Source organism: Conchiformibius steedae, assembly GCF_014054725.1.
Taxonomy (GTDB): Bacteria; Pseudomonadota; Gammaproteobacteria; order Burkholderiales; family Neisseriaceae; genus Conchiformibius; species Conchiformibius steedae.
Genome location: NZ_CP059563.1, coordinates 73471 through 85992, shown reverse-complemented (window position 1 = coordinate 85992; position 12522 = coordinate 73471). Strand labels below are relative to the sequence as shown.

Sequence of the window (12522 nt, the reverse complement as noted above, 5' to 3'; positions counted from 1 at the left end):
TACCACTGGGAACTGAAAGCACATTATGCCGTGCTGGATTATTTAATTTTTGTTTAAAAAGGAAAAATCATGCCTAAACGCAGTTTTTACGAAACCCAAATCAAATTCGGGCGCAAACCCGACACCGTTAATCAAAGTTTAACCATCGGCGCAAGCAAAGACCCCGATATTGCCGCCACGGGACACGGCTTGGAAACGGGCGATGTGATTTATATTGAAGGCGCAAGCCACCCTGCCGCCAACGGCTTTTTTACCGTGAAAACCCGCAGCAGCACCAATTTTACGCTGGTCGGACAGGATTTTACGGGCGCAGGGCGCATCAGTGGCGCACGTTACGCCAAAGTAACCATGACGGGCTTTTGTGATGCCACCAGCATTGATGTAGAGCCTGCGGGCGTGTCGTTTACCGATGTAACCACCAATTGCGACAACTATCCGCAGGAAGAAGGAGAGCTGGAAGCGGGCAGCGCATCAATGGAACTGTATTACGACCCCGAAAGCCGTGTACAGCAAATGTTGGAAAATGCCATGTTCAGCCAAGAAACGCTGTATATGCAAACCAAGCCCAAAGGCGTGAATATTGTGCGCGGTTTTGCCTGCTCGGTGGAAAACTGGAAATACAGGGGTAAGGTTAAAGACAAATACACGGCAAACGTGGGCTTTAAACTCAAATCGCGCCCGCATGATGCCACTTTGTCTTAATTTTTGAAAGGTAAAACATGGGTAAACGCAAACACCGACCCCGCCGCGTAAATGCGGCAGCGGCTCAAACCGCAAATCATCAACGCATTGAAGTCAAAAAGGAATCAACCATGAACACCCAACAACGCAAAGCGGCGCACAAAGCCGCATTAGCCGAACGTCTGCAAACCGAACACCTGCACCGCGTGGAAGGTGTCGGCGATTTGGAAATTTATGTTAAGTCATTTACGGTTGCCGAAGCATCACAAACCGTTAAAAAAACCGAAGAATTGATTGCCAAGTATCAGGGCGACCAAGACGATGGTTTGAATCAAGAACGCCGTTTGGCTTTTGAGTTGTTTGATGAAGACGGCGATTTGTATTTTAACCCTGAAAATCATGATGATTTGATGTTACTGTCGCTGCTGCCTTACGGATTGCGGCAAAAACTGTTAAATGCCACTGTGTCGCAGTTTCAAAGTGAAACTTTGTTAAAAAAACTGTTGGCGACAGAGACCGTTTCTTAATTGAGCTGTCTTTGTCGCTGGGGAAAACACTGGCAGAGCTGCGGCAAATGCCCGAAGCCGATTTGCGCCTGTATGCCCGTTATACGGCGGAAACGGGTTTGCCCGCCCGCCGCATGGAAGTGTACGCGGCGCAATTGGCATATACTTAAAAGTTTAATAATTCATACAAAACGAGAACAACTGCCCAATATCATTCAAACGCCATTTATTACGTAGCGATTTCATCCAAGCCCATACTTTCTCAATCGGATTGAGATCGGGACTGTACGGCGGCAGCCATAAAACAGTATGCCCCTCATTCTCAAGCAGCTTGATAACCGCCTCCCTTTTGTGGAAAGAGGCATTGTCTATGACCACTACGCTGTTACACGGCAATTGGGGCAGTAAAACCTTTTCAACCCATGTTTGAAACACCATTCCGTTAATCCCCTGCTCAAACAAACCTACCGCAAACAGATGCTTGTCTTTATGCCATGCCCCTATGGCATTGACTTGGTTTTTACCGTGCCAATTTTGTTCGACCACACAGGGTTTGCCTTTGACCGCATAGCCATAAGCTCTGACCCAATCGCGGCGGAAACCGCTTTCATCCAAGTAAACCAAGTCCTTACCCCTGCGCCGGTAACGTTCCTGCAAACGTAAAAACCGTTTGCGCCGGAGAGGGTCGGCTTTGGGGTGTTTTAAGCGGTTTTTTTTCGACTGATGCCGTAACGGATTAATGCCTGCCGTATGGACGATGCCGTACAACCAAAACGGACTGCCCGTTCATACAGGTAATCGGTCGGATAGGCTTCTACGTCTGCCAACAGTGCCTCTTTGGAGATTTTCTTGGGCGGACGTACCTGTGGCGGTTTGGGTGTGGCGGGAAACGGCTGCTTTTTCCAATTACGCACAGTGGTGAAATGAATGCCGAACAGTTCGGCTGTTTGGCGGATGCTGTAGCCTTGTTCTAATTTTTCCAAGACTTTTTGGCGCAGGTCGGAGGAGTAGGTCATTTTTAACTCACGTATGAAAAATTAAGTATTTTAACTATAATGTAAAGAAAAACGGATTCAGTGGCAATCGCACACGGAATATTATTGAAAGATGTACAAACGGTGTTTTTTATTATGCCGTTTGATTGCATGGATTAAAGCCTGTTAAGGGTAAAACATACTTCTTGTGTACCCAAACACAATACTTGTTGCGGCTGCAAACGGCTGCTGCTGATGCGTTGTCCGTCAATAAACGTGCCATTGGTGGATTGGCAGTCTTCTACCCACACGCCGTCTGCGCGTACCAACAAACGGCAATGCTGTCCGGAAACCTGCATATTGTGCAGGATAATGTCGTTGTCGGGGGCGCGACCGAGGGCATAGCTGTGGTTTTCGTATAAAACGGTTTCGGGCAGTCCTGCGTTTAAAGGGGTCAGTACATAAGCGGGCGCGGCGGTGGGGGTGGGGTTCATCATGGTGGGTGGTGCGCTGACGGGTGTGGCTTGTCGGGAAACCGCTGCGCTGCCTGCTGCCAAGCGGCGGCGCAAATGCCATAAATACAGCCCAATCAGCAGCAATACCGCGCCTACCGCCGCTGCACCGCCGTACAGCCAGTTTATCATTTTGCTGTTTTGTTCGGCAATCAAACGGTTCTGTTCGTCCAAACGGCGGCGTTGGGCTTCCATTTCTTGATTTTGACGTTCCAGATGTTTTTTCTGCTCGGCATTTTGAGCGGCTTGTGCGGCTTCGTTTTGTTTTTGTTTGGCAAGGGCAGGGTCTTCACAAGCCGTTTGGCTGCTTTGAAACGGGATATTGTGTTGTTCCAACAGGGCTTTGGATTCGTTGCTGTCAATGGCGACCGCTGTGCCTTGCTGGGTGTAGTGAACGGCAACATTAGTACCCACCACCTGTCCGCACACATTCACCAAAGGTCCGCCGCTGTTGCCGCCGCTGATGGGGGCGTGGTGTTCCAATAAGGTTGCGCCGTGGCGGTGAAACGGACGTTTGAGCGAGCCTTCGGAAATCACGGCGGTGGTAAATTCTTTCGGGTGTGCCATACCGCCCAATTCGGAAATATCGTCCGATGCGCCCGGAAAACCGATGGAAAACACTTTTAAAGTGGGCTGGCTGTATTGCGAATCTGCCAAAACCAAAGGTTCGCCGCTTAAACCCTGCGCCTGCACCAGTGCCAAATCGGGATTTTTTTCGGCAGCCAAAATATTGGCGGATTGCAGGGTTAAACGTTTGCCGGTGGTACGCACCACAAACACCTTCGGTTCAATGCCTGCCGCTGCCAGTGCGCCTACCAAGCTGTTTTCATCTGCATTTTCAAAATCGGGGGCGACAACGTGGTGATTGGTCAGCAAATGCCCTTGTTTGGAAACCAAATAAGCCGTGCCGTGTCCGAATTTCATATAAATTTGACCGTTATGCACAAACAAAACGTTTTCGCCCGCAGAATCCAATACGGCGATGGTGTCGCTGTTTAATTGCTGCGACAGCGTTTGCAGGCTGTCTTCGTCCATTTGCGCGGCAAGCAACTGATGCGGAATGGGTAAACCAATCCATAGGCGGTACACGGAATTGCGGGCATTGAGAACGGCGTTGTCGTTGTCGGCAAGGGCGGCAGAGGGCAGGGTGGCAGTCAGTAATGCCAATGCGGTAACGGCTGTGCTGAAACGGGGTTTGAACATGGCGGTTTTCCTTTAATGATGATGGCGGTAAGGGGTGCAGCAATCAAAGTAGATTGTACCGCTATGAATGGTGGGGTTTCAAATCCGCTGCCAAGGCAGGATTTACATTTGCTGCGGGTCTATATCGATGTGCCAGCGCATGGGGGAACGGGCGCGGCGGTGCAGGGCGTGCGCCCACAGTGATGCGGCGCGGTGCAGGCTTTGACGGTTGGGGCTTTCCAGCAGGATTTGGGCGCGTTCGCGTCCTGCCAAACGCATCATCAGCATGGGTGCGGCACCCCAGCTGGCAACATCGGCAGGAAGCTGGGGGGCGAGTTCGGCAGCGGTTTGGTTAAGCAGTTGTTCGGCTTCGGCAAAGTGGGCGGCATCGGCGCGTACGGCAGCTTGAAAACCGAACGGCGGCAGTCCGAAACTTTCGCGCTCGTGGTTTTGTGCGTTGGCAAAGGCGGGATAGTCTTGCGCTTTTACGGCGGCAAAAACGGGGTGGTGGGGCAGGGCGGTTTGAATAATCACCCGTCCGCGCTGTTCGGCACGTCCCGACCGTCCCGACACCTGCATCAGTTCGGCAAACAGCCTTTCGGGGGCGCGGAAATCGGCGCTGTAGAGCGAACCGTCTGCGCCCGCCACCGCCACCAGATTCAAACGGGCAAAATCATGTCCTTTTGCCAGCATTTGCGTACCCACCAAAATATCGGCTGCGCCTGCCTGTTGATACAAATCCTGCCAGTCTTGACGGTTACGCACGCTGTCGCGGTCGGCGCGTAAAATATTGGCTTGCGGAAAGGCGTGGCGCAGCGCGTCTTCAAGCTGTTGTGTGCCGATGCCTAACGGGGTTAAGTCTTGGTTGCCACAGTCGGGGCAGGCGTGGGGGACGGGACGGCTGTAGCCGCAGTGATGGCAACGCAGTTGGCGGGCGCGTTGGTGCAGCACGATTTTGGCGGAACAGTGCGGACAACCGAACAAATGCCCGCAGTCGCCGCAAAACACCGCAGGCGCAAAGCCGCGCCGGTTCACATACACCAGCGACAAACCGCCTGTGTTTAAATTATGCCGCAACGCCTGCCACACCGCAGGGGCAAGCCCGTGTTCGGTGCGGGTGTGGCGGATGTCCAAAATTTCGGTTTGCGGCAATACCGCGCCGCTGCGGGCGCGTTCAGGCAAACTCAATAAACGGTAAGTCCCTGTTTGCGCCTTGTGCCAGCTTTCAAAAGACGGCGTGGCACTGCCCAACACCACCGCACATTGCGCCTGTCGCCCCCGCCACACCGCCAAATCACGGGCGTGGTAACGCAAATCGTTTTCCTGTTTAAACGAAGTATCGTGTTCTTCATCCACCACAATCAAACCCAAATCGGGCATCGGCGCAAACACCGCCAAACGCGTTCCCACCACCAGCCGCGCCCTTCCCGACAGGGCATGACGGTAATCGGCGGTGCGTTGTCCTGCGGCGGTTTGGCTGTGCAGCACCGCTGTCGGCAAATCGCCAAAACGCTGTTGCAAACGCGCCAGCAATTGCGGGGTTAATCCGATTTCGGGCAATAAAAACAACACCTGTTTGCCCGCTGCCAATACCTGTGCCATCGCTTCAAAATACACTTCCGTTTTGCCGCTGCCCGTAATGCCGTGTAATAAAAACGTTTGAAAACCCGTGTTGGCGGTAATGGCATCAACGGCTTGTTGTTGCTGCGGATGAAGCGTGTGCGGCGGTGCAGGCAGTTCGGGAAAAACCGTTTCTTCTTCGCTTTCGCTAATCCACTCGCGCCAACGTGCCAACAGCGGCGCATAGCCTGCGTGAATGCGTTTTAACTGCGCGGCAGTGTGCGGCGCATCTGCCAACGCCTGCCACAATGCCTGTTGTTTGGCGTGGCGCGGCAGGGTTTGCGCCCATCCTGCGGCGTTTAGCGTATAGCGGTACACGGGCGGTGGAACGGGACAGGCTTGGTCGCTTTTCAAGCCTTTCGGCAATGCCGCAAACGCCGTTAATCCCAAAGAATAATGGTAATAACGCGCCGCAAAGGCAACCAGTTCGCGCCATGATTCGGGCAGCGGCGGTTCGTCAAACAGCGTGTGTACGGCGGCGATTTTTGCCGTGTCCATATCGGCGGGAACGTCGCCGCGCCACACGATTCCGCTAACGGTTTTTTTGCGGAACGGCACCAACACCCGCGCCCCTTCGGGCAGGGGCATGTCGCAAGAATAAGTTAGCGGCGGCAGCGGCGCATTGACAACAATATGGCAGTAATAAGGCATGGCAGCTTAGGCAATCGGGCAAGAAACGGCGTATTGTAGCGTTAAACGCAGCAGGGGACAGAATACGCATTAGTCAAAACCATGTAATTAAGTTACAATCCCGCGCAAACCATTACGAGAACACACACCATGAACCTGCATCCCGTTTTACGCGCCGTTACCGAGCGCATTATTCAACGCAGCCGCCGCAGCCGCGAGAATTATTTGACACGCATCCGCGCTTTAAGCGAACGCGGTCGCCCCGAACGCGCCCATTTGGCGTGTTCCAACTTGGCGCACGGCTACGCCGCCATGCCTAAAACCATTCAAATTCAAATGCAGCAAAACAGCGTGCCGAACTTGGGCATGATTAGCGCGTACAACGACATGGTGTCGGCGCACCAGCCATTTAAAGATTTTCCCGACTGGATTAAAGACGAAGCGCAAAAACACGGCGGCACCGCGCAGGTGGCAGGCGGTACGCCCGCGATGTGTGACGGCATTACCCAAGGCTATGAAGGCATGGAACTGTCGCTGTTTTCGCGTGATGTAATTGCCATGAGTACCGCGATTGGTTTGTCGCATCAAATGTTTGACGGCGCACTGTATTTCGGCGTGTGCGACAAAATTGTTCCGGGTTTGATGATTGGCGCGTTAAGCTGCGGACATTTACCGGGCATATTCGTGCCTGCCGGTCCGATGGCAAGCGGCATTGCCAACAAAGAAAAAGCGCGTACCCGCCAATTATTCGCCGAAGGCAAAGTCGGGCGTGATGAATTGCTGAAAAGCGAAATGGCGTCCTACCACAGCCCCGGTACATGCACCTTTTACGGCACGGCGAATTCCAATCAAATGATGATGGAAATGATGGGCGTGCACCTGCCTGCCGCCGCCTTTTTCAACCCCAACACGCCCATACGCGAAGCGCTGACCCGTCACGCCGCTGCCCATCTGATTGAACGCATTAAAAACGGCACGGCACAGCCTTTGGGCGAAATGTTAAGCGAAAAATCCTTTGTGAATGCCGTAATTGGTTTGATGGCAACGGGCGGTTCCACCAACCACACCATGCACTTGGTGGCGATGGCGCGTGCCGCAGGCATTATTTTGAATTGGGACGACTTTGACGAAATCTCGTCCGTGATTCCCCTGCTGATTCGCGTCTATCCCAACGGTCAGGCAGATGTGAACCATTTTGCCGCAGCAGGCGGTTTGCCGTTTGTGATTCGCGAGTTGCGCGACAATGGTTTGCTGCATGATGATGTGGATACCGTTATGGGACACGGTATGCAGCCCTATACTCAAGAGCCGTTTTTATTAAACGGTGCATTAAAATGGCAAGACGCGGTTGCCGAAAGCCGCGATGAAGACATTATCCGCCCCGTTGCCCGTGCCTTTTCGCCCGACGGCGGCTTGCGCCTGATGAAAGGCAATATCGGACGCGGCGTGATTAAAGTGTCGTCCATGCGCCCCGAAAGTTTTGTCATTGAAGCGCCTGCCATTGTGTTTGACGACCAAAAAGACGTGTTGGCGGCGTTTGAACGTGGCGAACTGGAACGCGATTTTGTCTGCGTGGTGCGTTTTCAAGGACCACGCGCCAACGGTATGCCCGAACTGCACAAACTCACGCCGCCTTTGGGCATTTTGCAGGACAGGGGCTTTAAAGTGGCACTGGTTACGGACGGACGGATGTCGGGCGCATCGGGCAAGGTGGCGGCGGCGATTCACATGTCGCCCGAAGCCTTAAACGGCGGCGGCATCGGCAAAATCCGCACGGGCGATTTAATCCGCTTTAATGCCAAAACAGGCGAATTAACCGCGCTGGTGGACGAAGCCGAATGGCATGCGCGTGAGATTCCCCAACCCGATTTAAGCCGCAATGCTTACGGTTTCGGACGCGAGCTGTTTGCCAGTTTCCGCGCCCAAGCAGGCAGTGCCGAAACGGGCGCGAGCAGCTTTGGCAACGCTTGGGGCGAATAAAAAGAGTATAATCGGCAGCACAAGAGATGGTAACGTTGTTATGGGAATACTTTTTGAACGGCGTTGTTCTGTCAATAAACAATGATTAACTATATTTAACATTAAACCACACAACCTATTGAAAGGGAATTCTGATGAAAAAATATTTGGCATTATGTTTGACCGCGCTGGCATTGGGCGCGTGTTCCGACCACAAAACCCCTGAAGCACAACAACAGGCTTCCGCCGCTGCCGCCGTGCCTGTTTACCGTGTCGGTTCGCATTTGAGCTATCCGCCCTTTCATTTTGTCAACGAGAAAGGCGAACCTACGGGTTTTGAAGTAGAAGTGCTGCAAGCTACCGCCAAAGCAGGCGGATTTGACGTAGAAATCATCAACACCCCGCGCAGCGGTTTGGAACGCACCTTAAACGATGGCAGTTTGGATATTTGGTCGTCCACCATTTCGGTAAAGCCCGAACGCGCCGAAAAAATGGATTTCAGTCAGCCGTTTTTACAGCACGACAGCAAAGTGATTTACCTGCTGGACAATGACGACAACAAAAACATTCAAACCTTGCAAGATTTTCACGGTAAAACCTTGGCAGTAAACAAATTCAGCAAAAACCCTGCCGAATTGGCAGCCAAAATTACCGGTTCGCGCAGCAATGTGATGATTACCGATTCTTATCATGTGTCGATGAAAGCCGTGTACGGCAAACGCGCAGACGGCGCATTGGACAACGGCTATGTGTTGGCATACGCCGCCAAGCAGCAACCCGGTTTTAAAATGCGTTCCATTGTAGTAGAAAATGAGAAAAAAGACTTTGCGTTTGCCGTGAAAAAAGGCAATACCGAATTGCTGGAAAAACTGAACAAAGGTTTGCAAACCGTCAAATCCAATGGCACTTACGACAAGCTGTTTGAAAAATGGTTTGGTTCTGCAATGGCGGCGCAGCAGCAGCAATAAATCTTGGTTGAAATAAGGAAAATATTAATGAATGCGCGAGAGGTTTTATCGCTTTCCCCCGTGATGCCCGTGCTGGCGGTGGAAGATGCGGATGTGGCGGCGGATTTGGCACAGGCACTGTATAACGGCGGTATCCGTACTTTGGAAATTACCCTGCGTACCCCTTGTGCTTTGGCTGCCATTTCGCGCATCCGCCAAGTATTGCCCGATGCGGTGGTGGGGGCGGGAACTGTGTTGGACGAAACCCAGCTTCGCGCTGCGGTGGATGCGGGGGCGCAGTTTGTCATCAGCCCCGGCATTTATCCCGCTTTTGCCGAAGCAGCGGCGCGCGCCGCCGTTCCTGTGATTCCGGGGGTAGCCACGGCAGGCGAGTTGATGCTGGCGTTAGCGCATGGCTTGGATACCTGCAAGCTGTTTCCCGCTGAAGTAGTAGGCGGAAGGGCGTTGTTGCAGGCGTGGCACGGACCGTTTCCGCAAGCGATGTTTTGCCCGACTGGTGGAATCAGCGCGGCAACTGCGCCTGATTATTTGCGTTTGCCCAATGTGTTGTGTGTAGGCGGTTCGTGGCTTGCCCCCAAAGCGGCAGTGGCGGCGCGGGATTGGGAAACCATCAGCCGTTTGGCGCGGGAAGCAGCAGCGTTACGCGCTTAAACAGGTATTTCCGTCAAAGAAAAAACGGGCAGAAATTCTGCCCGTTTTGCTGTTTACACCAAGATTAATGATGCTGTTTCATACCGTATTTTTTTTCTAAAACCGAAAACAGCCAGCCCAACAGCATGGTCATGATGAGGTAAATCAGTGCCACCGCATACAAAGGCTCGTCATAAATGGAATAACGCCCCGAAATGGTTTTTTGCACATACGCCAATTCTGCCACGCCAATGGCAGACAGCAGCGAACTGTCTTTTAGCAAGGTAATAAATTCGTTGGCAAATGGCGGCAGCATACGGCGCAATGCTTGCGGTAAAATCACATAGCGCATGGCTTGTCCGTAGCTTAAACCCAAAGAACGCGCTGCTTCCATTTGTCCTTTGTCAATTGATTGAATGCCTGCGCGGATAATCTCGGTAATGTATGCGCCTGCGTTTACGGTTAATGCCAGCACGCCTGCAATCAGTGCACCGTGGTTGCGCCGCAGCTCTGCCGCCAAATCGCCGCTGATTAGCCAGCCTGTTTGTGGATGAACCAGCGCCGCCAGCCACACAAAGTACCAAATAAAAATTTGTACAAACAAGGGTGTGCCGCGAAACAGCGTAACATACAGCGAAGAAAGCGAACGCAGCAGCCATGCGCCTGCCTGTAATGCGGGTCCGCCTTTTTCGGTGCGGGCAATCCGTGCCAATGCGCCAAACAAACCCAGCACCGTGCCGCCGACAACCGATGCCACCGTAATGCCCAAGGTAGTCAGTGCGCCAAATACAAACATATTGCGGTATTCGTACAGGCGCGGAAACGCTTCGGCAAACCAATTTACAACAAAATCCATAGGGTAATGCCCCTTCAAATCGGGTGGAAAAACAGCTTGCCCGTGTAAACAATGGTCGGGCAAAAAACAGGATATTTTACCGCAAATGTTGCCGTTACGATAAAAAATAAACGCCTGTGCTGCGTGGGCAGATAAGGGCAGGTGCAGGGGTGTGCCGTTTTTTGGCAGAAATAATGTGCATAAACAGCCAAAAAAAGTTAAAATCCATGTTCATAGGGCTACGCTTTATGTGTGTAACCCTGTGTGTGGAAACATGGGGCAAACTAAAGCCCGCTTTTGTCTTTTACCTTCCCCAATATATTTAAAGGAATCCCCCGCATGAGACCGTGGAAAACAGGTTTGCGAACCGCTATCTTGGGTACACTGATTGCAGCCGCCCTGAGCGGCTGTGCTGCAGCCGTCATCGGCGGCGGGTTGGCGGCGTCTTCGATTACCGACCGCCGTTCTGCCGGCTCGCAAGCCGATGACCAAGTGATGGAACTGCATGTAAAAAGCAAAGCGCAGTCTATTTTGCGCCGTAACAGCTATGGCGGTTTTAAGCCGTCTGTTGCCGTAGTCAGCTACAACCGCCGTCTGCTGCTGTTGGGGCAGGTGGCTTCGCAGGCCGACCGCCAAACCGTTGAACGCATCGCACGCGCCGAACGCAGCGCCGCCGCCGTGTTTAACCACATCAGCGTGGTACCCAATGCGCGTACTGTTGCCGATGTCAGCAACGACACGTCCATTACCGCCCGTGTCCGCGCCAATTTGTTAAATGTGCCGGGTGTGTATCCGGGACATGTTAAAGTGGTTACTTATGCAGGCGTAACCTATGTAATGGGCATGCTCAGCCCCGAACAGCAGGCAGCGGTAAACCAGCGCGTCAGCACCACCCCTGGCGTGATGAGCGTGGTTACGCTGTATGAAAACTTTACCGAATCGCCTTATTAACCCCGTCTGCCCGTGCCGTAGCGGTGCGGGCGGCGGCGGTGCTGCGGTCGCTGTTTGGTCAAAACGGAAATTTTATGTCGAAAAATTCAAACTCTAAATTTACCTTCGGCAATATCATGATTGGATTGCTGGCATTGGGTACACTGATTGTCAGCGCATTGATTGCCTTGTTGTATTTTGAAGTCACCCGTACCCCCAAGCGCACCGCAGCAGTGGTACAGGAAAACGCCCCTGCCGCCACGGTGGAAGCCATGTCGCCCAACGGCGCTGTTGCGGTACGCAAAATTGGTGTGAACGGCAGTGCTGCGTCGCAAGCTGCCTCGCAGCCTGAAGACCCCAACCGCCAGCAGGAAGCCGAAGCCGCCGCCAATGCCTTAAACAGCAGCATCGCAACGCCGCCGATTAACACCCGCGCTCTCACGTCGGGGCAGAGCGTACCGCGCAAGCCCCGTCCCAAACGTCCGCCGCGTGAAAACAGCGACAGCGCCCGCAACAGCGAACGCAGCCGCAGCAGTCAAAACAACACCACCGGCGAAGTGGTATTAGAGCCGGTAAACGTGCCGCGCGAACGTCCCGTCCAGCCCCGCCGCGAGCGCAGCGATTCGGGCAGCGGCGAACGCGGCAGCCGTTCGCGCAACAACAGCCAATCATCGGGTGGCGAGCGCGAACTGACCCCTGTGCGCCCGCCATCGCGCCAGCCCCAAAACAACAAACAATCGGAAGCCATTGATGCCTTATTCTGATATAATTTAATAAATTACAGAATTTAAATCATCGGGTATTGACACCAAGGGCAAAGCAGTTTATTATTCTGTTTTTCGGGTCGTTAGCTCAGTCGGTAGAGCAGCGGACTTTTAATCCGTTGGTCGAGCGTTCGAATCGCTCACGACCCACCAAATAAATAACCTTCCAAATCACCAATATGATTTGGAAGGTTTTTTGTGCGCAACCCCTACGGTAAGATAGGGAATATGATTTTAATCAACTGTATTTTTCACGTTTTCCGTAAAAAACCAATACATACGCGCTTTAATTTTAGCCGGTAGGCAAAGCCTGTGTCATGTGTGGCGCAAT

At 52.9% G+C, this 12522-nt stretch carries 13 protein-coding genes and 1 tRNA gene; 9 read left to right on the top strand and 5 right to left on the bottom strand.

The genetic code is table 11. The features are described from left to right. The first annotated feature begins 69 nt into the window (after positions 1 to 69). The 3 genes from H3L98_RS00790 (at position 70) to H3L98_RS00780 (ending at position 1357) form a co-directional block, all read left to right on the top strand. Positions 70 to 702 (top strand): hypothetical protein, encoded by a 633-nt coding sequence (locus H3L98_RS00790; protein ID WP_027022075.1) that lies wholly within the window; start codon positions 70 to 72, stop codon positions 700 to 702. A gap of 110 nt (positions 703 to 812) precedes the next feature. Further along, positions 813 to 1208: a hypothetical protein gene (locus H3L98_RS00785; RefSeq protein WP_156932294.1), complete on the top strand. Its 396-nt coding sequence runs from the start codon at positions 813 to 815 to the stop codon at positions 1206 to 1208. An 11-nt stretch (positions 1209 to 1219) separates the two neighbouring features. After that, a complete protein-coding gene (locus H3L98_RS00780; RefSeq protein WP_156932295.1) occupies positions 1220 to 1357 on the top strand; it encodes a hypothetical protein in 138 nt (45 codons plus the stop codon). A gap of 4 nt (positions 1358 to 1361) precedes the next feature. On the opposite strand, the gene H3L98_RS00775 is transcribed toward H3L98_RS00780, so the two are convergent. From H3L98_RS00775 to H3L98_RS00760, 4 genes are all read right to left on the bottom strand, one after another. Beyond that, complete coding sequence (locus H3L98_RS00775; protein ID WP_156932296.1) at positions 1362 to 1955, bottom strand: IS630 family transposase; 594 nt, start codon at positions 1953 to 1955, stop codon at positions 1362 to 1364. Next, complete coding sequence (locus H3L98_RS00770) at positions 1889 to 2203, bottom strand: IS630 transposase-related protein (RefSeq protein WP_027022078.1); 315 nt, start codon at positions 2201 to 2203, stop codon at positions 1889 to 1891. Before H3L98_RS00770 ends, H3L98_RS00775 begins: the two co-directional genes overlap by 67 nt. Before the next feature lie 134 nt (positions 2204 to 2337). Beyond that, on the bottom strand, positions 2338 to 3876 hold the full coding sequence (locus H3L98_RS00765) for a trypsin-like peptidase domain-containing protein (RefSeq protein ID WP_027022079.1): 1539 nt from the start codon (positions 3874 to 3876) through the stop codon (positions 2338 to 2340). A 102-nt stretch (positions 3877 to 3978) separates the two neighbouring features. Beyond that, positions 3979 to 6126: a primosomal protein N' gene (locus H3L98_RS00760; RefSeq protein WP_027022080.1), complete on the bottom strand. Its 2148-nt coding sequence runs from the start codon at positions 6124 to 6126 to the stop codon at positions 3979 to 3981. Between the two features lie 129 nt (positions 6127 to 6255). Here H3L98_RS00760 and edd point away from each other — a divergent pair, with 129 nt between their 5' ends. From edd to eda, 3 genes are all read left to right on the top strand, one after another. After that, complete coding sequence (gene edd / locus H3L98_RS00755; RefSeq protein WP_034333578.1) at positions 6256 to 8085, top strand: phosphogluconate dehydratase; 1830 nt, start codon at positions 6256 to 6258, stop codon at positions 8083 to 8085. 134 nt (positions 8086 to 8219) lie between these two features. Next, positions 8220 to 9032: a transporter substrate-binding domain-containing protein gene (locus H3L98_RS00750; RefSeq protein ID WP_051532077.1), complete on the top strand. Its 813-nt coding sequence runs from the start codon at positions 8220 to 8222 to the stop codon at positions 9030 to 9032. Positions 9033 to 9059: 27 nt separating this feature from the next. Continuing rightward, positions 9060 to 9683, top strand: a complete 624-nt coding sequence (gene eda / locus H3L98_RS00745) for a bifunctional 4-hydroxy-2-oxoglutarate aldolase/2-dehydro-3-deoxy-phosphogluconate aldolase (protein WP_027022083.1) — start codon at positions 9060 to 9062, stop codon at positions 9681 to 9683. A gap of 64 nt (positions 9684 to 9747) precedes the next feature. Here the strand turns inward: eda and H3L98_RS00740 are convergent, their stop codons facing one another. Beyond that, positions 9748 to 10518 carry an amino acid ABC transporter permease gene (locus H3L98_RS00740; RefSeq protein ID WP_027022084.1) on the bottom strand — a complete coding sequence of 257 codons (771 nt, stop codon included), beginning with the start codon at positions 10516 to 10518 and terminating at the stop codon, positions 9748 to 9750. 318 nt (positions 10519 to 10836) lie between these two features. Here H3L98_RS00740 and H3L98_RS00735 point away from each other — a divergent pair, with 318 nt between their 5' ends. The 3 genes from H3L98_RS00735 to H3L98_RS00725 all read left to right on the top strand — a co-directional run bounded on the left by H3L98_RS00735 (position 10837) and on the right by H3L98_RS00725 (position 12344). Beyond that, complete coding sequence (locus H3L98_RS00735) at positions 10837 to 11448, top strand: BON domain-containing protein (RefSeq protein WP_034333580.1); 612 nt, start codon at positions 10837 to 10839, stop codon at positions 11446 to 11448. A 74-nt stretch (positions 11449 to 11522) separates the two neighbouring features. Next, entirely contained in the window at positions 11523 to 12191 is a 669-nt protein-coding gene (locus tag H3L98_RS00730) for a hypothetical protein (protein ID WP_156932297.1), read from the top strand. A 77-nt stretch (positions 12192 to 12268) separates the two neighbouring features. Then, positions 12269 to 12344, top strand: a tRNA-Lys gene (locus H3L98_RS00725). Positions 12345 to 12522: the final 178 nt, after the last annotated feature.